At 64.5% G+C, this 18,597-nt stretch carries 15 protein-coding genes; 9 read left to right on the top strand and 6 right to left on the bottom strand.

Annotated features, from left to right (window positions below):
• Nucleotides 1–3 precede the first annotated feature (3 nt).
• The 4 genes from ACFVSJ_RS01655 to ACFVSJ_RS01640 are packed head-to-tail and all read right to left on the bottom strand — an operon-like array spanning nt 4 to nt 3,590.
• Nucleotides 4–1,179, bottom strand: a complete 1,176-nt coding sequence (locus ACFVSJ_RS01655) for an adenylate/guanylate cyclase domain-containing protein (RefSeq protein WP_387433598.1) — start codon at nt 1,177–1,179, stop codon at nt 4–6.
• Nucleotides 1,169–1,762, bottom strand: a complete 594-nt coding sequence (locus ACFVSJ_RS01650) for a PH domain-containing protein (protein ID WP_387433595.1) — start codon at nt 1,760–1,762, stop codon at nt 1,169–1,171. Before ACFVSJ_RS01650 ends, ACFVSJ_RS01655 begins: the two co-directional genes overlap by 11 nt.
• Nucleotides 1,755–2,669 carry a biotin--[acetyl-CoA-carboxylase] ligase gene (locus ACFVSJ_RS01645; protein WP_387433592.1) on the bottom strand — a complete coding sequence of 305 codons (915 nt, stop codon included), beginning with the start codon at nt 2,667–2,669 and terminating at the stop codon, nt 1,755–1,757. Before ACFVSJ_RS01645 ends, ACFVSJ_RS01650 begins: the two co-directional genes overlap by 8 nt.
• 57 nt (nt 2,670–2,726) lie before the next feature.
• Nucleotides 2,727–3,590: an SDR family oxidoreductase gene (locus tag ACFVSJ_RS01640; protein ID WP_387433590.1), complete on the bottom strand. Its 864-nt coding sequence runs from the start codon at nt 3,588–3,590 to the stop codon at nt 2,727–2,729.
• 264 nt (nt 3,591–3,854) lie between these two features.
• Here ACFVSJ_RS01640 and ACFVSJ_RS01635 point away from each other — a divergent pair, with 264 nt between their 5' ends.
• From ACFVSJ_RS01635 to ACFVSJ_RS01615, 5 genes are all read left to right on the top strand, one after another.
• The gene (locus ACFVSJ_RS01635; RefSeq protein ID WP_387433588.1) at nt 3,855–5,438 is read left to right on the top strand and encodes an acyl-CoA carboxylase subunit beta; all 1,584 of its coding nucleotides are present in this window, start codon (nt 3,855–3,857) and stop codon (nt 5,436–5,438) included.
• 44 nt (nt 5,439–5,482) lie between these two features.
• Nucleotides 5,483–5,674, top strand: a complete 192-nt coding sequence (locus tag ACFVSJ_RS01630; RefSeq protein WP_387434159.1) for an acyl-CoA carboxylase epsilon subunit — start codon at nt 5,483–5,485, stop codon at nt 5,672–5,674.
• Between the two features lie 71 nt (nt 5,675–5,745).
• Complete coding sequence (locus ACFVSJ_RS01625) at nt 5,746–7,428, top strand: DUF885 domain-containing protein (protein WP_387433586.1); 1,683 nt, start codon at nt 5,746–5,748, stop codon at nt 7,426–7,428.
• A gap of 115 nt (nt 7,429–7,543) precedes the next feature.
• Nucleotides 7,544–8,977: a dicarboxylate/amino acid:cation symporter gene (locus tag ACFVSJ_RS01620; protein WP_387433583.1), complete on the top strand. Its 1,434-nt coding sequence runs from the start codon at nt 7,544–7,546 to the stop codon at nt 8,975–8,977.
• Nucleotides 8,978–9,063: 86 nt separating this feature from the next.
• Nucleotides 9,064–9,552: a YbjQ family protein gene (locus tag ACFVSJ_RS01615; RefSeq protein ID WP_387433582.1), complete on the top strand. Its 489-nt coding sequence runs from the start codon at nt 9,064–9,066 to the stop codon at nt 9,550–9,552.
• Here the strand turns inward: ACFVSJ_RS01615 and ACFVSJ_RS01610 are convergent.
• The gene (locus ACFVSJ_RS01610) at nt 9,549–10,823 is read right to left on the bottom strand and encodes a DUF222 domain-containing protein (protein WP_387434157.1); all 1,275 of its coding nucleotides are present in this window, start codon (nt 10,821–10,823) and stop codon (nt 9,549–9,551) included. The genes ACFVSJ_RS01615 and ACFVSJ_RS01610 overlap by 4 nt on opposite strands.
• Before the next feature lie 183 nt (nt 10,824–11,006).
• Between ACFVSJ_RS01610 and ACFVSJ_RS01605 the strand changes: the two genes are divergently transcribed.
• The 4 genes from ACFVSJ_RS01605 to ACFVSJ_RS01590 all read left to right on the top strand — a co-directional run bounded on the left by ACFVSJ_RS01605 (nt 11,007) and on the right by ACFVSJ_RS01590 (nt 17,002).
• The gene (locus ACFVSJ_RS01605) at nt 11,007–11,696 is read left to right on the top strand and encodes a TetR family transcriptional regulator (RefSeq protein ID WP_387433579.1); all 690 of its coding nucleotides are present in this window, start codon (nt 11,007–11,009) and stop codon (nt 11,694–11,696) included.
• A gap of 1 nt (nt 11,697) precedes the next feature.
• Nucleotides 11,698–14,223, top strand: coding sequence for an MMPL family transporter (locus ACFVSJ_RS01600; protein WP_387433577.1), 2,526 nt, complete (start codon nt 11,698–11,700; stop codon nt 14,221–14,223).
• A gap of 188 nt (nt 14,224–14,411) precedes the next feature.
• A complete protein-coding gene (locus ACFVSJ_RS01595) occupies nt 14,412–15,071 on the top strand; it encodes a Maf family protein (protein ID WP_387433576.1) in 660 nt (219 codons plus the stop codon).
• 116 nt (nt 15,072–15,187) lie between these two features.
• Nucleotides 15,188–17,002, top strand: coding sequence for an acetyl/propionyl/methylcrotonyl-CoA carboxylase subunit alpha (locus ACFVSJ_RS01590; RefSeq protein ID WP_387433574.1), 1,815 nt, complete (start codon nt 15,188–15,190; stop codon nt 17,000–17,002).
• A 68-nt stretch (nt 17,003–17,070) separates the two neighbouring features.
• Here ACFVSJ_RS01590 and ACFVSJ_RS01585 read toward each other — a convergent pair whose 3' ends face one another.
• Nucleotides 17,071–18,480 (bottom strand): MFS transporter, encoded by a 1,410-nt coding sequence (locus ACFVSJ_RS01585; RefSeq protein ID WP_387433571.1) that lies wholly within the window; start codon nt 18,478–18,480, stop codon nt 17,071–17,073.
• Nucleotides 18,481–18,597: the final 117 nt, after the last annotated feature.

The following is an 18,597-nucleotide window of genomic DNA, read 5'->3' as shown; positions in this document are numbered from 1 at the left end:
GACTTAGTCCAGGACCAGACCCTTGCCCCGGCCACGGGCCAGCATCACCGGATGGATTTCCCCAAAACCACGCACATTCTCCGAGGCCTGCGGGACCAGCACAAAGCGTTCGTCCTGGCCCAAGGCGGCCGCGGTCATCGCATCCACCAGCACCGTTCCTGGTTGCGCCAGGCTGGTCAAGCGGGCCGCCAGGTTGACCGTGGGGCCATAAATGTCACCGAGGCGGGAGAGGATGCGGCCCCAGACCATGGAAACCCTGGCCTGCGGAAGGATCTCGTCCTCCGTGAATGCGTGGGCCAGCGCGAGGGAAATCTCGGCACCGGCGGCAGGAGTTTCGGCAATGTAGAGGACTTCGTCGCCCACCGTCTTGACCAGGCGGCCGCCACCGATCGAGATGATTTCGGCACACTTGTTCTCGAAGCGTTGCACCATTTGTGCCAACGTCTTCTCGTTCATGCGGCGGGACAAACTGGTGTACGAGACGAGGTCGGCAAAGCCTACGGCGCGGGCCAAGGGCAGTGGAGCGTCGTCCTCGTCGCCTTCCCGGCCTTCTTCGCTGGCCTGGAGGCCGGCTTCGGCACGGACAGCGAGCCGCTGGACGCCTGCGTTGAGTTGACGGCGATAGGAGTAGACCAGGATCTCCTCGAGCGAATCCACCAGGGCCGGCAACTGGTTCACCAACTGCTTGCGGGCCACGGCGTCCGGGATTCCCTGCTCCTGGACCATGTCCTCCACCAGGGCTTCGACTTGCCACACCACCATACGGTCCGTCATCTGGCCGATTGACCTGGTCACGGAAATGGCCGCTTCCTCCGTCAAGAGACCGGCGCGGACCAGGTCCAGGATGGTGCTCAGCGCAGCCTGGTCGCGTTCGGTGAACGCCACATCCTCGTCACCCCAGTTGGGGAAACCGAGGGCACGCCACAATTTCCGGGCTGACAGGACAGAAACACCGGCACCGGCAGCAACTTCACGACGGCGGAGCTTGCGTTCGCCGCCCAGCAACCGCGTTTCCAGCGCCTTGATGGCGAGACGCTCCGCGGACATCACACCCGTGGGCGGACCGGCGGTTACCGGCTGGCTGGGTACTGGATCTGTGTCCTCATCCACTGAAGGTTCGGGTACGGCGTCGAACTCCTGGTCCAGGTCCTCGCCGGACTGCTGATCCTCAACGCTCATCTCTTCCACCTTCTCTCACTTCCCACGGCACATCGTCAAAATCCGGCAGCACTTCCCCTTCGAGGACACCATCCCTCGGGAGATCCTCCAAAGCATCGATGATGAAGCCACGGAATTTCCCCACTTCGGGAACGTCCGCGAGGATCGTCATTCCTGAGTGCCCGGTATCCAAGGATATATTCCCCGAATGCAAGGTCCGCTGGAGCAAACTCTGCTGGATGCCCACATTGCGGACGGACATCAAAGGAACCTGCCAGTCGCCCCGCCGCAGCATTCCGTGCTTGGCAATGATGCGGCGGCTTGTCAGGATGTACCGCAGGGACCGCCAGCGCAGGAAACGTTTGACGCTGTAAGCCAGGATCACCAGCGCGGCAAGTCCCACGCAGGCACCCATGAGCCACGGCGTCCAGGCACTGGTGATGAACGGCATCAGCCGTTGCGGATTTCCTTTGGCGATCCAGGCGCTGGCGTACCCGGCCACCGCGGGAATCAGGATGAGCACCAGCACCGGAAAGAACAGGGAACGGGGTTGCTGTCGCGTTACGGTCAGGACCTGCTCCCCCGGAAGCAGTTCCTTACGCATAACCGCTTTCTGTGGCACGCAGATGCACCACATCACCGGCTGTCACCACATGCTCGCGGCCTCCGTGGTCCACCACCAGGAGGGATCCGTGCTCATCGAGGCGGGACGCATGGCCCACCAGTTCATGGTCGCCGGGCAGATGGGCCCGGACTTCGCGGCCCAGGGTGACCATGGCCGATTCAACCTGCTTGTGGAGCGACGGCCCGCCGGCGAGTCCGGCTGCGGGGTCGCCTTCGGCGTTGCAGAAGCTGCGGTACAAGCGGGTGAAGCTCGAAAGGTAACTCTTGAGCAGCGCGGTGCGGTCCGTCGTCGTGGTTCCTTCCAACGCGAGCGACGTGGCCGTGGGCACGGGCAGTTCGTCCTCCGACAACGTGACGTTGAGCCCCACGCCGAGGATGACGGCGGGAACCGAGCCGTCGCCGAGGGGCGTCATTTGGGCGAGGATTCCCGCAATCTTGCGTCCATTAACCAGGACGTCGTTGGGCCACTTGATCTCGGCGGTCACTCCCGCGGTTTGCTGCAACGCTTCCCGCAACGCGACGGCGGCCAGCAAGGACAGCCACGAGTAGCTCTGCGTGGGAACCGGCATGCCCTCGGCCGTCACGGGGCGCAGCACCATGGACACCGAAACTGCAGAGCGTTCGGGCGATTCCCAGTGCCGGTCCAACCGTCCTCGGGCCGCCGTTTGGTGCTCCGCCGTCAACACGGCCAGGTCCGCCCATTTCTTTGGCTCAACGGTCACGGCACGCACGAGGTCGGCGTTGGTGGATCCGGTGGACTCGACGATATTCAGCTGCGAAATGCCGGTTGCCGCCAGGAAATCGGGCGCCAACAATGCCGAGTGGTCCAAGGCGGGAGGAAGCTGGGACTCGTTCGGTTCGCGGCTTTCGGGCTGTTCGGCATCCATAGCTGAATCCTATCCAGTTACCCGGCCGCAAACCGCTCCCGGGACGTGTGAATCCGCTTAGAGGAAGATGTCCGGAACCAGGTTCCCCTCCGGCGCCCCGAGGCTGTAGGGCGAGAAGTCGCGGACTCCCGCGGCACGGAGGACTTCCTCGTCCGTGTAGAAGTTGCCGCTCCCGTAGCCGCCCCCGCCGGAGAGGACCGCGTGGGCGGCGTCCGCCATGATTTCCGGACCCCGGGCGGCCTGCACCATCTGCCGGCCGCCGGGCATGTTCCGGATCGCGGCTGTGTCGATCAGCGTGCACGGCCAGAGGGAGTTCACCTGCACGCCGTCGTCCTTCAGCTCTTCCGCGAGGCCCAGGGTGGTGAGGCTCATCCCGTACTTGGCCATGGTGTAGGCAAGGTGCATGCCTGCCCACTTCGGGTCCAGGTTCAGGGGCGGGGAAAGCGTGAGGATGTGTCCATGGCCCGATTGGCGCAGGGCGGGCAACGCCAGCTTGGACAGGAGGAAGGTCCCCCGGACATTGATGTCCTGCATGAGGTCGTAACGCTTCATGTCCACTGCATCGGTCCGGGACAGATCGATGGCGGAGGCGTTGTTGATGACGACGTCGATCCCGCCAAAACGCTCGACGGCGGCACTCACCGCCGCTGCGACGTCGTCGTCATTGCGGACATCGCCAACCAGCGGCAACGCTTGGCCGCCCGCCGCGACCAGTTGCTCCGCTGCGGTGTGGACCGTGCCCTCGAGCTTGGGGTGCGGCTCCCCGGTCTTGGCCAGGAGCACGATGTTGGCGCCATCCTTCGCGGCACGCGTGGCAATGGCCAGCCCGATGCCACGGCTCCCGCCGGACATGATGATGGTGCGGCCTGCGAGGGATCCAGTGGCGGCGTAAGGGGACGAAGCGTCGTTGCTTGGAGTCATGGGGACACTCTAACGGAAATATGTTACTGACGGGTAACATAGCGGAGCCTGGACCACCCCAGCCCCGGCGGCTTTCCGCTGCACCACGGCGAGCCCCATCGGGCATGGGCGCCGAAAATTGTAGGGTTTCTACAGCGGTTCGCGGCAAAGGCGTCACTAGACTGGCCAACAGGGCCTGTTCTTTGTACGGAAGCTACTTAACCAAGTGCTTTCCCGGAAACGGACTGCGCCAAGGAATATCAGCTACAGAGCCGGAGACACTTGATGAGCCACGATCTGACAACGACAGCGGGAAAGATCGCCGACTTCCGCGACCGCCAGGCACGTGCCGAGCAGCCTTCCGGCCCGGAAGCGATCGAGAAGCAGCACGCGCGCGGCAAGAACACTGCCCGCGAACGCATCGACCTCCTGGTGGATCCCGGCTCGTTTGTGGAGTTCGACGCCCTCGCCGTCCACCGTTCCACCGCCTTTGGCATGGAGAAGAAGAAGCCGCTCGGTGATGGCGTGGTTTCCGGTTACGGCACCGTCGACGGCCGCCTCATCGCCATCTACAGCCAGGACTTCAGTGTCTACGGCGGCTCGCTGAGCCAGGTCAACGGCGAAAAGATCGTCAAGGTCCAGGAATTCGCCCTCCGCAACGGCTGCCCGGTTGTGGGCATCAACGACGGCGGCGGCGCCCGCATCCAGGAAGGCGTGGCCTCGCTGGCCATGTTCGCGGACATCTTCCGCAACAACGTCCACGCTTCGGGCGTGGTCCCGCAGATCTCCCTCATCATGGGTCCGTGCGCCGGTGGCGCCGCCTACTCCCCGGCCCTGACCGATTACGTGGTGATGGTGGACAAGACCTCCCACATGTTCATCACCGGCCCGGACGTCATCAAGACCGTCACCGGCGAAGACGTGGACATGGAAACCCTTGGCGGCGCGCGCCAGCACAACGCCACCACGGGTACGTCCACCTACCTGGCCTCCGACGAAGCAGACGCGATCGAGTTCGTCCGCGAACTCCTGGACTTCCTGCCCTCGAACAACCTCTCCGAGGCCCCGGTAGTGGAACACGACCAGGAACTGGAGATCGACGAGGACGACCTCGCACTCGACGGCCTGATCCCTGACTCGGCCAACCAGCCTTATGACATGCGCAAGGTGATCGAGCAGATCGTCGACGACGCACACTTCCTGGAAATGCAGTCCCTCTACGCCCCCAACGTGATCATCGGCTACGGCCGCGTCGAAGGCCACACCGTCGGGATCGTGGCCAACCAGCCCATGCAGTTCGCGGGAACGCTGGACATCTCCGCTTCCGAGAAGGCTGCACGTTTCGTCCGCCACTGCGATGCCTTCAACATCCCCATCATCACCCTGGTGGACGTTCCCGGCTTCCTGCCGGGCAAGGACCAGGAATTCCAGGGCATCATCCGCCGCGGCGCGAAGCTCCTTTACGCCTACGCCGAGGCTACTGTCCCCAAGCTCACGGTCATCACCCGCAAGGCCTACGGTGGCGCGTACATCGTGATGGGCTCCAAGAAGCTCGGCGCCGACCTCAATCTCGCCTGGCCGACGGCACAGATCGGCGTTATGGGAGCCCAGGGCGCCGTGAACATCCTCTACCGCCGGGACCTCGCAGCGGTTTCCGAGGCGGGCGGCGACGTCGAAGCCCGGCGCGCGGAAATCATCAAGGGCTACGAGGAAGAACTACTCAACCCCTATCAGGCAGCAGAGCTTGGCTACGTTGACGCCGTGATCGCCCCGTCCGATACCCGCGTCCAGATCATCCGCGGCCTGCGCGCCCTCCGGGACAAGCGCGCCAGCCTGCCCACCAAGAAGCACGGGAACATCCCGCTGTGAGCGCGGCACAGAACCCGGTACCGGCCAGCGAGCCGGCGCTGCCCATGTTCTCCGTGGTCAAGGGAGATCCCACGCCCGAAGAGCTCGCGGCGCTTGCCGCCGTCGTTGCTTCCGTTGGTGTACCCCAGACGCCCGAACCGGCCGCCAAGCCGAACGTGCGCCACTGGGTGCGCCGCCAGCAGTTGCGCCTGGATCCCACTCCGGGTCCCGGCGCCTGGCGGCGCAGCCGCGGCTGATTCGCCGCGGCACGCTGCGAATAAGTTCAACAACCCTTTCACGTGGCGTTCGTCACGGTTAGGCTCTTCGGGTGACTACTGCAAACACGCCTGTACGAGCCAAGTCCGCAATCGACGCCGTAGCTGACGCGTACACAGAAAAGCTGATCGAACTCAATCCCAGCTTCGCCACCACGCTGGGTTTGCCGGGACACGAGACCGAGTATCAGGACTACTCGCCTGCCGGGGCCGAGGCCCACGCGGAGGCCACAAGGTTGGCCTTGGATGCCCTGGCAGGCCTCGAGCCTTCCGATGACGTGGACGCCGTCACCCTCGACGCCATGCGCGAGCGGCTCGGCCTGGAGCTTGAGATCCACGAGTCGGGGTGGGACGCGGCAGACCTCAACAACATCGCCTCGCCGGCCCAGGACATCCGCGCCATTTTCGACCTCATGCCCACCGACACCGTGGAGCAGTGGGGACACATCGCAGGACGTGCAGCCAACGTGCCGGGGGCCATCGACGGCTACATCTCGTCATTGCGCGCCGGTGCCGCCGACGGCAAGGTAGCCGCTGCACGCCAGGTCCGGATCGTCATCGAGCAGACCGGGCGGTACGCGGCCGCGGATGGCTTCTTCGCGAAGCTCGCCGCCGAAGCGACAGTGAACGGCTCACCGCTGCCATCGGAGGTCCAGGCAAAGCTCGACGCCGGCGCCTCCGCCGCCCGGGAAGCGTACCGTGTGTTGGGCAGTTTCCTCCGGGACGAGCTCCTCCCGGCCGCCCCCGAAAAGGACGCCGTGGGCCGGGAACGCTACGCACTGGCCTCCCGGTCCTTCCTCGGCGCCAGTGTGGACCTGGAGGAAACCTACGCCTGGGGCGTCCAGGAGCTCGAGCGGCTCATCGCCGAGCAGGAAAAGGTGGCCAACCAGATCAAGCCCGGCGCTTCCATCGAAGAGGCCAAGAGCATCCTCAACAACGATCCCGCCCGGCAGATCAAAGGCACGGATGCATTGCGGGCATGGATGCAGGAACTCTCCGACCGGGCGGTGTCCGAGCTTGCCGACGTCCACTTCGACATCCCCGACGTCATGAAGACCCTCGAGTGCATGATCGCGCCCACTGACGAGGGCGGGATTTACTACACGGGGCCGTCGGACGACTTCTCCCGGCCCGGCCGCATGTGGTGGTCCGTCCCTGCCGGTGAAGACACCTTCACTACTTGGTCCGAAACCACCACCGTTTTCCATGAAGGCGTCCCGGGGCACCACTTGCAGGTGGCGACGGCAACTTACCGCCGCGAGTTGCTGAACAACTGGCGCCGCAACGTCTGCTGGGTATCCGGTCATGGCGAAGGCTGGGCACTCTACGCCGAGCAACTGATGCTGGAGCTGGGGTACCTGAAGGACCCGGGCGACCACATGGGCATGCTCGACGGGCAGCGAATGCGTGCGGCCCGCGTGGTGTTCGATATCGGCGTCCATTTGGAACTCCCCGTCCCCGAGCGTTGGGGCACCGGAACCTGGACGCCAGAGAAGGGCTTTGACTTCCTCAAAGCCAACCTCGACATCAGCGAAGGCCAACTGCAGTTCGAGTTCACCCGTTACCTCGGCTGGCCTGGGCAGGCCCCCTCGTACAAAGTGGGCCAGCGCCTGTGGGAACAAATCCGCACCGAACTTGAAGCCCGCGACGACTTCGACCTCAAGTCCTTCCACAGCAAAGCCCTCAACATAGGCTCGGTGGGCCTGGACGTGCTGCGAAAGGCGTTGCTGGGCTGAGTTGAGGTGCTCATCGGAGAGCAACGTCACAAACGCACACGGAATAACTTTTGCGCACGTAACATTTCTAAACGTCCGTTCGCTATGTTATTTGCGAAGCACCTACCGTGTTCCGGTGAGCACCTCAAATACCATCACTCCCGCATCCGGCAAGTCCGGTTTCCGGCTCCCCAAGTGGGCCGGCTCCTTTGGCGTCCAGATCATCGCCGCCCTCATCATCGGACTGGTCCTTGGCCTCATCGCCAAGTACACAGGAAGCACCAAAACCGCCCCCAACGGTCTGGGCGCTACCCTGTCGACGATCGGTTCCAGCTACGTCTCGCTGCTTCAGACCGCCGTCGTTCCTTTGATCTTCACCGCCGTGGTGAGCTCCATCGCGAACCTGCGCCAGGTCTCCAACGCCGCGCGCCTCGCCTGGAACACGTTGCTCTGGTTCGCCATCACGTCCCTCGTGTCTGTGCTTATCGGCATCGGCCTGGGCGTCCTGCTGCAGCCCGGCGCGGCCACCGGCATCACGCAGAAGGCTGAATACGCCGGCAAGACGGGCGACTGGTGGGCCTTCCTGATTGGACTGTTCCCCAAGAACTTCCTCGGACTGGGTGCGAACTCCACCGTCACTGAAGCCGCCAACACCGCCACGACCGTCAGCACATCAGTGAGCTTCAACGTGCTCCAGATCCTCGTAGTTGCCATCGCCGTCGGTGTTGCCGCCTTGAAGGTGGGCAAGCAGGCCGAAGCCTTCCTGACGTTCAACGCCTCCGCCCTGGCCGTCATCCAGAAGGTCCTCTGGTGGATCATCCGGGTAGCCCCCCTCGGCACCATCGGCCTGATCGGCAACGCCGTTGCCATCTACGGATGGGACACCATCGGCTCCCTCGGCAAGTTCACAGTGGCCATCTACATCGGCCTGGCACTGGTGCTGTTCGTGCTCTACCCGATCCTGGTCCGCTCCCACGGGCTCTCCATCAAGCAATACTTCTCCGGTGTGTGGCCGGCCGTTCAGCTCGCCTTCGTTTCCCGCTCCTCCATTGGCACGCTGCCGCTCACGCAGCGCGTTACCGAGCGCAACCTCGGCGTTCCGTCCGGCTACGCCTCCTTCGCCGTGCCGCTCGGCGCCACCACCAAGATGGACGGTTGCGCCGCGATCTACCCGGCTGTTGCAGCGATCTTCGTGGCACAGTTCTTCGGCATCAACCTGGACTTCAGCCAGTACCTGCTCATTGTCCTGGTCTCGGTCCTCGGTTCCGCAGCAACTGCAGGCACCACGGGCGCCGTCGTCATGCTGACGCTGACCCTGTCCACGCTGGGACTGCCGCTGGCCGGCGTCGGGCTCCTGCTGGCAATCGACCCCATCCTGGACATGGGCCGCACCGCCGTCAACGTGGCTGGCCAGGCCCTGGTCCCCGCGATCGTGGCCAAGCGCCAGGGCATCCTGGACGAATCCCTCTACAACGCACCACGCAACGGTGCAGCCTTCGCCGATGAATACGCAGCCGACGCGGCTGCAGCCAAGGACGAAGAGCGCGAATTGGCCGACGCCAAGAGCTAACAAGCCGCTTCGCATCGCAATCCCCTGGGGAGATCTCCCCGGGGGATTGCGCCATTTAAGGCTGATTACTGAGTAGGCTCTGGTTCATGCTGATCGTTACTTCCAATGAGATTCCCGGCCATCGGATCGACGCCGTTTTCGGCGAAGTCATGGGCCTCACCGTCCGCTCGCGTGACATCGGATCGCAAATGCTCGCCGGCTTCCGTTCCTTGGGCGGCGGCGAATTGCCCGAGATGACCCGGGCCCTGTACGAAAGCCGCCAGGAAGTCATGGCCCGCATGGTCAACGAGGCACAACAGCGCGGCGCGAACGCGATCGTCGCCATGCGTTTCGACACCTCCGAGATGGGCACCAACTGGACCGAAGTGTGTGCATACGGAACGGCCGTCTACGTGCTGCCTTTGGGCGAGGGCGAGCCTGGCGCTACGGGGCAGTCGGTTTACCTGACCAAGCAGCCGCAGCAGGGAGCGGGGCAGCAGGCGTCCGGCCAGCAGAGCTCGCCGCAGCAGCCCATGCCCCCACAGCCGGGCCCATCCCAGCCGGGTCAGCAGTTCCCCGGACAGCCGCAGTACTAGCAGGCGCAGCCGGAGCGGTGCCCCGGCAAGGGCGGTGCTTTGGAGCGGTACGTGTGGCCCGTTGGGGTCTGCACGTCAATTTGGTGCACGTTTGAGCCACTAGGCAGGGTCTTCGACGTCCAGCCGGGGCTTTCCTTCGTGTGGTTGCACTGCTCGCACAGCCCGGCGCCGTTGTGAAGACTGGTGGGACCGCCCGAGCTCCATGAAACGATGTGGTCGATATGCCGGATGGGGGCGTCGCAGTAGGGCGTGCGGCACATGGCGTCCCTGGCCTCGATGAATCGCCGCATCCCACCCGGGAACAGCCTGGCTTTGGAATCCATGGCTACGAGTTCCGCGGTGGCTGGGGCGGTGAAGAGGCGACGGAGATATACGTCAAAGGCCGGATCGGCAGGCGCCGAAGCATGTGGTGGTCTGCAGGGTTCAAGGCGCGCTTGATCGGCCAGACTGACCAACTCCCTTGCCCAACCGCCTGGGACGATCCCGTACCCGGACAATCGTGCGGGTTCGGAATCACCCTGGAAGAGGGTGCGGTCTGTCATGACGAGCTGGAGCTCGATCTTGCCCACGCCACCCGGCGTGCCAGTGAGCCGTTCAACAAGGGTGTCCGCCATGACCTGTCCCCGCGAGCGTTCATCACCTGCCGAACGAGCCGAATCCGCCGATTCCCTCAATGCCTTGTAAGCGGCTACACCTTGGGCCACAGGGAGGAGTGCAGTGAGGATGGCCATCGTGTCGGGAGCTGGCCGCAGGCCCACATGACGTTCCGAGGCCGCCCGCGCTGCCCGCTGCGTCACCGAACGAGGATCGCGGCGGTAGGCGGCGGCCTTGGCTACGGCGACGATCGAACGGTCCCCAACCCCTTCAAAGGTCCCCTTGTCTGCAGCGAGCTCTTCGTCCACAGCGCACCTGTCTTCAGCGGAGAGGCATGCAGTCTCCTTGACCAGCAGCGTGGCACGCCATTCGTTGAGCTGCCCTGAGTCCAGGGCGGCCATGGTTCGTGGCATCTCGGTCACCAGCGCCTTGGCCAGCCCCAACAATCGTGAACCTCGGTTGGGCGACTCGCGCCGCGCCAACGCAATCTGCGCGGCGACTCCCCTGCCGCGCTCCGAAGCGGGGACGCCCATGTCGGCCTGTACCTGCCGCTGTGCTTGGTCGAATGCCACTGCGATCTTGGCCTGCAGTCCGGAGATGGCGGACTTCATATCTTCCAGTACGCGCAACTGCTCAATGAGATCGCGGGCCACGTCCGCGGCCGGGACAGCCGCCATGCGCACCAGCGCCGCACCGTCACCCTGAGCCCGAATCCCGTCCATACATCCACCCTTCCAGAGGGGTCTGACATTTTAGGTCCCCAACTCCCGCCGCCCGCTTGAGAGGGCCGGATCAGATCCAAAACGCGCAAATCCCGAATCAAATTGCGCAGAGTGCAAAGTTGCACTTAGTGTAAGTACGTGACCCCAACCAACCCGGCGGCGACCGCCCCCTCACGCCGCGAACTCAACAAGGCAGCTACCCGCAGTTCCATCGCCGCAGCGGCCCTTGATCTGCTGCGCACCAATGGCCCTGGCAACTTCACCGTCGAGGACATTGCGGCCAGCGCCGGAGTGTCCCGCCGGACCTTTTTCAACTACTTCCCAAGCCTTGAGGCAGCCCTGTCATCGGTTGCCGACGGCTTCATGGACCGTGCCTTGGAGCAGTTCAAACTGCGGCCCAGCGACGAAACCATCCTCGAATCAGCCCAGGCAGCCCTCATGGCCCTCGCCGACCCGATGTCCGTCGCACCGATGGCGGAACTGTTCAGCCTGACCCAGGACAACCGTTCCCTGGCACGTTCGGAGCTCGAAGCCTGGGAGCACTGCACCGGACAAATCATCGATGCTGCCCGCTGCAGGCTCGGTGAAGACGTCAGTGAGCTCTACCTTCACGCCCTGGCCGGCTCCGTCATTTCCTGCGGCAAAGCGGCCATGACCGTCTGGTTCGCCGAACGCGGACCGGACCTCTCCCCCGAATCGCTCGCAGTCCTTCGCCAGCACCTCATCGATGCGATGGGGCTGCTGGGAGCCGGCTTCGCGCCGTCGTCGTTGGCGTCCCTGAGCCCAGACACCAAACCCTCCGTTCCTTCCACCACAGATCGGTCCTGACATGGCTTCCCTTCTCTACCGTCTTGGCAAGTTTTCGTATCGCCGCCGCTGGTTGGTCATTTCCCTGTGGCTGGCCGTCCTGGTGGCCGTGGGCGGTTCCGCCGCTGCGTTCCACGGCACCATGTCCAACAACTTCACCATCCCCGGCACCGAGACCCAGAAGATGGCGGACAAGCTGAAGGCTGCCCTACCCGCCGCCTCGGGCGGTTCCGCCAGCGTGGTTTTCGACGCCGGCGATTCCGGCTTCACGCAGGCTGGCAAAGACGCCGTCGCCGCGGCCCTTGACAAGCTCAAGACCCTGCCCGACGTGCAGGGAACGGTGAACCCCTTCACCACGCAGGAACAGTTGGATTCCGCAGCCACCCAGATCGCCGACGGCGAAGCCAAGGCAGCTGCGGGACAAGCCCAGTTGGATGCTTCCCGCGCCCAGCTCGAAGCCGGGGAAGCCCAGCTTGCTGGCGCGGAACAGCAACTGGCCACTTCCGGCCTCTCGCCCGCGCAGATTGAGGCGCAGCTGGCACCGCGACGCGCGGAACTCGCTGCCGGCAAGGAAAAGCTCGACGCCGGAACCAAGGAAGCTGCCGATGGCGCCACTACGCTGGCCCTCGCGAAGCGGCAGGCTGAAGCGTCCGATGGCCTCAGGTTCGTTTCCAGTGACAACAAGGCGGCCATCGCGCAGGTCCAGTTCAAGACCTCCATTAACGCGGTCTCGCCCGCCGTGCGCCAGCAGGTGCAGGACATCGTCCATGAGGTCTCGTCGGCAGGCGTCACGGCCTACGCGAGCAAGGAAATCACCGAAGATGTGTCGCAGATCTTCGGCATCGCGGAAATCGTGGGCGTCGCAGTCGCAGCGCTCGTCCTGATCCTCATGCTCGGCACCCTCATCGCGGCAGGCCTCCCGCTGATCATGGCGTTGATCGGTGTGGCTGTGGGCGTTGGCGGAACGTTTGCGCTGACCGGCGTAATCGACATGAGCTCCATCTCCCCGATGCTCGCCCTGATGCTGGGCCTGGCCGTCGGCATCGACTACTCGCTGTTCATCGTGAACCGCCACCGCAACCAGCTCCTCGCAGGCATGGACGGCGAGGAATCCGCAGCCCTCGCCACCGGTACGTCAGGCAACGCCGTGCTGTTCGCAGGCCTCACGGTCATCATCGCCCTGGCCGCCTTGGTCGTGCCGGGACTGCCGTTCCTGGCCGTCATGGGTGTTGCTGCCGCAGCGACAGTGGCCGTCGCCGTCGTCGTCGCTTTGACCCTGACGCCCGCCATCCTTTCGCTGATCGGGCGGCGACTCATCTCCAAGCGCGCTTGGGCCAAGGCCGCAAAGCACAATGCCGAACCGGGCCACGAGGCCGTCGACCGCGCCCTCGAGGAGAAGCGCAGCACGCGCGGCTGGGGCGGGCTCGTGACGCGCCACCCGTGGGTATCTCTGGTAGCCAGCATCGTGCTGCTCGGCGCGCTTGCGCTGCCGGCATCCCAACTGCGGCTGGCACTGCCCGACGGCGGATCGGAACCGGTGGACTCGCAGGCGTTCAAGGCGTATGACCTCACCCGGAGCAGCTTCGGCGAAGGCATGACCGGACCGATCATCGTGGTCGGAGAGTTCCCCGAAGGGCTCAACGAGAACGACGCCAAAAACAAGCAGTACGACGTCGCCGACAAGCTGCGAAGTGTTGAAAACGTCACCGCCGCGGTGCCCGTGGCCATCAGCGACGACTACCGGACAGCCGTCTTCCAGGTCATCCCGAAGGAGGGCCCGGCCAGCGCGAGCACCGTCAAGGTGGTCTCCGAACTCCGCGACAAGGGCATGGAAATCCGCGATCAAACAGGTGTCACCATCGGCCTGACAGGTCAGACCGCGGGCAACATCGATGTCTCGGCCAAGCTTGGCGCGGCCTTGCCGCCCTACCTGGCGATCGTCGTCGGACTGTCCCTGATCCTGCTGCTCCTGGTGTTCCGCTCCATCGTGGTTCCGCTGCTGGCAACCGGCGGGTTCCTGCTCTCGCTCGCCGCCGCGTTCGGCGCCGTCGTGGCCGTGTACCAGTGGGGTTGGCTGGGAAGCGTGTTCGACGTCGCCAACCCTGGCGCCGTCCTGAGCTTCCTGCCGATCATCCTGATCGGCGTGCTGTTCGGCCTGGCCATGGATTACCAAGTGTTCATCACCTCGGGCATGCGGGAATCGTTCATGCATGGCGAGTCCGCGAAGCACGCCGTCCGCACGGGCTTCAGCCACGCTGCCGCGGTGGTCACGGCCGCTGCGATCATCATGGTGAGTGTGTTCTCCGGCTTCATCTTCAGCCACCTGACCATGGTCCGGCCGCTCGGCTTCGCCATGGCGTTCGGTGTGCTGATCGACGCGTTCGTTGTCCGCATGACGATCGTCCCGGCCATCATGTACCTCCTCGGTGAGAAGGCCTGGTGGCTGCCGAAGTGGCTCCAGCGGATCCTCCCGGACGTGGACGTCGAGGGTGCCAAGCTGACCCGCAGCGACCGCACTTCGGCGAGCTCAAGCGAACTCGTCCACTAGCCCGACGCTCTCTCACGAAACCGCACCTTCAACCCGACGCTCTCTCACGAAACCGCACCTTCAACCCGATGCTCTCTCACTTGCTTCAGGCAAGCGAGAGAGCATCGGGCGTTAAGGGGCCAAAAGGTGAGAGAGCGTCGGCGGGAAGGGGCAGTTTGGTGAGAGAGGGTCCGTATAGGCTTGGGGGTGTGACCCGATTGATCCTCGCTTCCCAGTCCCCTGCCCGCACCAAGCTCCTCACCGAAGCGGGCATTGAGCATGACGTCCTGGTGTCGGACGTCGACGAGGACGCGGTCCAGGCACGCTACGGCGTGACGGATGCCCACGACACCGCACTGTTGTTGGCCCGCGCCAAAGCCGAGGCAGTCGCGTCGCTGCCCGAGACGGAAGGCGCCCTGGTGATCGGCTGCGACTCGGTGTTCGAATTCGACGGTGAATCGCATGGCAAGCCGTACACGGCCGAAGTCGCAAAGCAGCGGATGCTGCGCATGAGCGGCTCCAAGGGCGTGCTCCACACGGGCCACTGGCTGGTTGACTGCCGGGACACCGCAGTTGACGTCGACGACGACGAGACCGCCGAGGGCACGGGCGCCACCTTGGGTGCCGTCTCCAGTGCGGAAGTGCACTTCGCCGAGATGTCCGAGGACGAGATCGACGCCTACATTGCCACTGGCGAACCCCTGCACTGCGCGGGATCTTTCACCATTGACGGCCTGGGCGGGGCCTTCATCCGCAAGGTGGACGGCGACCCGCACGCCGTCGTCGGGCTTTCCATCTCAACCCTCCGCGATCTGCTGGTCCACGCCAACGTCAGCGTCACGGAACTGTGGGCAACGCAGGCACAGTAGGCAGTTTGTAGCAACCCTACAAAGGAACGGCGCTTCACACACGGAATCCCCCATCAATATGGGCGGAACCCTCACAATCGCGCTAGGCTCCCTGAAGGACAGAAGGAGTCAACAACTTGTCAGCTAACCCGGCGCAGCCCATTTCCAGCCCTCTCACCAAGGTCTTGATTGCCAACCGCGGCGAGATCGCGGTCCGCATCATCCGAGCCGCCCGGGACGAAGGCATTGCCTCCGTAGCCGTCTACGCCGACCCGGACCGTGACGCCCTGCACGTTCGCCTCGCTGACGAGGCCTACGCCCTCGGTGGCAACACGGCAGCGGAGTCGTACCTGGTGATGGACAAGATCATCGACGTCGCCAAGCAGTCCGGTGCCGACGGTATCCACCCCGGCTACGGCTTCCTGGCCGAAAACGCCGAGTTCGCCGCCAAGGTGATCGAAGCCGGCATCAACTGGATCGGCCCTTCCCCGGCAGCCATCTCGGCACTGGGCGACAAGGTCCAGGCCCGCCACATCGCCGAAAAGGTGGGCGCTCCCCTGGTTCCAGGCACCGCCGACCCCGTCCAGGACGCCGACGAGATCCTCAAGTTCGCCGAGGAATTCGGACTTCCCGTTGCCATCAAGGCTGCGTTCGGCGGCGGTGGGCGCGGCATCAAGGTGGCCCGGACCATGGAAGAGATCCCGGAGCTCTACGAATCCGCAGTCCGCGAAGCCGTTGCAGCCTTCGGCCGTGGCGAGTGCTTCATTGAGCGCTTCCTGGACTCCCCGCGCCACGTCGAAACCCAATGCCTCGCCGACGCCTACGGCAACGTGGTTGTGGTCTCCACCCGCGACTGCTCGCTCCAGCGCCGCAACCAGAAGCTCGTGGAAGAGGCCCCGGCGCCGTACCTGAGCGAAGAGCAGAACAAGCGCCTCTACGAGTCGTCCAAGGCCATCCTGAAGGAAGCCAACTACCTCGGCGCCGGAACCTGCGAGTTCCTGGTGGGCCAGGACGGCACCATCTCCTTCCTCGAGGTCAACACCCGCCTCCAGGTGGAGCACTGTGTTTCCGAGGAAGTCACGGGCATCGACCTGGTCCGCGAGCAGTTCCGCATCGCCCGCGGAGAAGCCCTTGGCTATGACGACCCCGAGGTCCGCGGCCACTCCTTCGAATTCCGTATCACCGGCGAAGACCCGGGCCGCAACTTCATGCCCGCACCCGGCACCATCAGCACGTTGAAGAACCCCACCGGCCCCGGCATCCGCGTGGACTCCGGCGTGGAACAGGGTGACGTCATCAGCGGCAACTTCGACTCGATGCTCTCCAAGCTCATCGTCACCGGTTCCAGCCGCGAGCAGGCCCTCCAGCGTTCCCGCCGGGCCCTCGAAGAGATGGTAGTGGACGGCATCCCCACCGTCATCCCCTTCGACCTCGCCGTGGTCACCGACCCCGATTTCGCCCCGGCTGAAGGCCCCTTCAAGGTCCACACCCGCTGGATCGAAACCGAGTTCGTCAACAACATCCCCGCTTGGGCGCCCACCGGCACCGGAGCAGACGCATCCGACGCCGGTGAGCGCCAGCGCGTCGTCGTCGAGGTAGGCGGCAAGCGCCTTGAGGTTGTCCTGCCGTCCGGCCTGGGTGCCGGCGTCTCGGCCGTCTCCAGCGGAGCCGGCGCCAAGGCGGGCAAGTCGAAGAAGCGCTCCCGCTCGGCAGGGGCCACGGCAGCTGCTGCAGGTGGCAACGCCCTGACGTCCCCGATGCAGGGCACCATCGTCAAGATCGCGGCGGCCGACGGCGACGTGGTGGCCGAAGGCGACCTGATTGTGGTGCTCGAAGCCATGAAGATGGAGCAGCCCCTCACGGCACACAAGGCCGGCACGGTCCGCGGCCTGACCGCCTCGGCGGGTGAGACCGTGGCAGCAGGCGCTGTCATCGCCACCATCGAGGACTAGCAGCACATACGCCATAACGACGCCGGCCCCGCACCGTTTGGTGCGGGGCCGACGTCGTTAAGAGGTACTCAGGCTACGTTGTTCTCGTAGTCCGTGTCCTTGGTTTCGCGCGTCAGCCAAAGCGCGACGAAGGTGATCACGGCGGCGACCGCCATGTAGACGCCCACCAGCCAAGTGCTTCCGTTGGCTGCAGACCACAGGGCAATCGCAACAAAGGAAGCCGGAGCCGCACCAATCATGGACGAGAGGTTGTAGGCAACCGCCGAACCCGTGTAGCGGACGTTGGCCGGGAACAGCTCCGGCAGGATGGCCGCCATGGGTCCGAACGTGAGGCCCATGAGCGTGAAGCCGACGATCAGGCCGACCATCGCAGCTGCCTGGCCCGGGCCGAACATGGTGAACCAGAGCGCACCGAAGACGAAGATTCCTGCCGTGACGCCGAGCAGGAACTTCCGGCGGCCCCACTTTTCGGCCAGCGGACCGGAAACCACGGTAAAGATACCGAAGAAGACAACGCCGATGATGAGCATCCACAGGAAGTCCGAGCGGGAGATGCCGAGGCCCGGAACAAATGCAGAGATCTGGTCTGCCGTCATGGGCTTGCCGGCCTTCTCGGCTGCTGCCTGCGCACCGGCCAGCGTGGGCTTGGTGCCGTAGGACAGGGTGAACGTGGTCATGATGTAGAAGAGCACGTAAGTAGCGAACATGATGAAGGTACCGGCAACAACGGGGCGCCAGTGGTTCTTGAACGTGGCACCCAGGGGAAGCTTCTGGATCTTGTCCTGCTGGATCACCTTGGTGAAGGATGCGCTCTCCACGAGCTTGAGGCGGACGTACAGGCCCACGATCACCAGGACGGCACTCAGGAGGAACGGCACGCGCCAGCCCCAGGCCAGGAACTGTTCCGGGGTCAGGGCAACGTTCATCCAGATGAAAATCACGTTGGCAATGATGAAGCCGATGGGAGCGCCCAACTGCGGGAAGGTGCCGTAGATGGCGCGCTTGCCTTCAGGCGCATTCTCGGTGGCGAGCAAGGCCGCGCCGGACCATTCGCCGCCCAGGGCCAGGCCCTGGAAGAAGCGCAGGACCACCAGCAGGACCGGCGCCATGATTGCCCAGCCCGGCAACGAAGCCTCGGGGAGAAGGCCAATGAGGAAGGTGGCGATACCCATGGTCAGCAGAGAAGCGACCAGGGTTCCCTTGCGGCCGATCTTGTCACCGAAGTGTCCGAAGACCACGGCGCCGATGGGGCGTGCGAAGAAGGCAACGCCGAAGATCGCGAAGGCACTAAGCAGTGCGTTGATGTCAGTGGCATCGGGGAAGAAGAGCTTCGGGAAGACGAGGACCGACGCGGTCGCGTAAGCGTAGAAGTCGTAGAACTCGATCGTCGTACCGATCAGGCTGGCGAAGATCACCCGGCCCCGCGAGTTCACTGGCTTCGTTGACTCACCTTCCTTGGAGGGTGCAGTGGAAGACATGTAGTAGCAGCTTTCGTTCACGCCGGACGGTGCCTGAGCGCACTGCCGGCGATGGATTATTCGAGAGTTCAATAATAGTTCCCGCAGTCCATTGACTGGACAACCAGGTCCATTATG

Origin of the sequence: Paenarthrobacter sp. NPDC058040 (genome assembly GCF_042885775.1) — a bacterium.
Classification (GTDB): domain Bacteria; phylum Actinomycetota; class Actinomycetes; order Actinomycetales; family Micrococcaceae; genus Arthrobacter.
Note: the sequence above shows the minus strand (reverse complement) of the source record. Positions and strands in the feature narration are given on the sequence as shown.

Bases quoted from the DNA above. Each gene is read 5' to 3' on its own strand.
- ACFVSJ_RS01635 (WP_387433588.1), top strand. From the start codon at position 3,855: ATGAGCCACGATCTGACAACGACAGCGGGAAAGATCGCCGACTTCCGC.
- ACFVSJ_RS01630 (WP_387434159.1), top strand. From the start codon at position 5,483: ATGTTCTCCGTGGTCAAGGGAGATCCCACGCCCGAAGAGCTCGCGGCG.
- ACFVSJ_RS01640 (WP_387433590.1), bottom strand. From the start codon at position 3,590: ATGACTCCAAGCAACGACGCTTCGTCCCCTTACGCCGCCACTGGATCC.
- ACFVSJ_RS01655 (WP_387433598.1), bottom strand. From the start codon at position 1,179: ATGAGCGTTGAGGATCAGCAGTCCGGCGAGGACCTGGACCAGGAGTTC.
- ACFVSJ_RS01585 (WP_387433571.1), bottom strand. From the start codon at position 18,480: ATGTCTTCCACTGCACCCTCCAAGGAAGGTGAGTCAACGAAGCCAGTG.
- ACFVSJ_RS01650 (WP_387433595.1), bottom strand. From the start codon at position 1,762: ATGCGTAAGGAACTGCTTCCGGGGGAGCAGGTCCTGACCGTAACGCGA.
- ACFVSJ_RS01645 (WP_387433592.1), bottom strand. From the start codon at position 2,669: ATGGATGCCGAACAGCCCGAAAGCCGCGAACCGAACGAGTCCCAGCTT.
- ACFVSJ_RS01610 (WP_387434157.1), bottom strand. From the start codon at position 10,823: ATGGCGGCTGTCCCGGCCGCGGACGTGGCCCGCGATCTCATTGAGCAG.
- ACFVSJ_RS01615 (WP_387433582.1), top strand. From the start codon at position 9,064: ATGCTGATCGTTACTTCCAATGAGATTCCCGGCCATCGGATCGACGCC.
- ACFVSJ_RS01600 (WP_387433577.1), top strand. From the start codon at position 11,698: ATGGCTTCCCTTCTCTACCGTCTTGGCAAGTTTTCGTATCGCCGCCGC.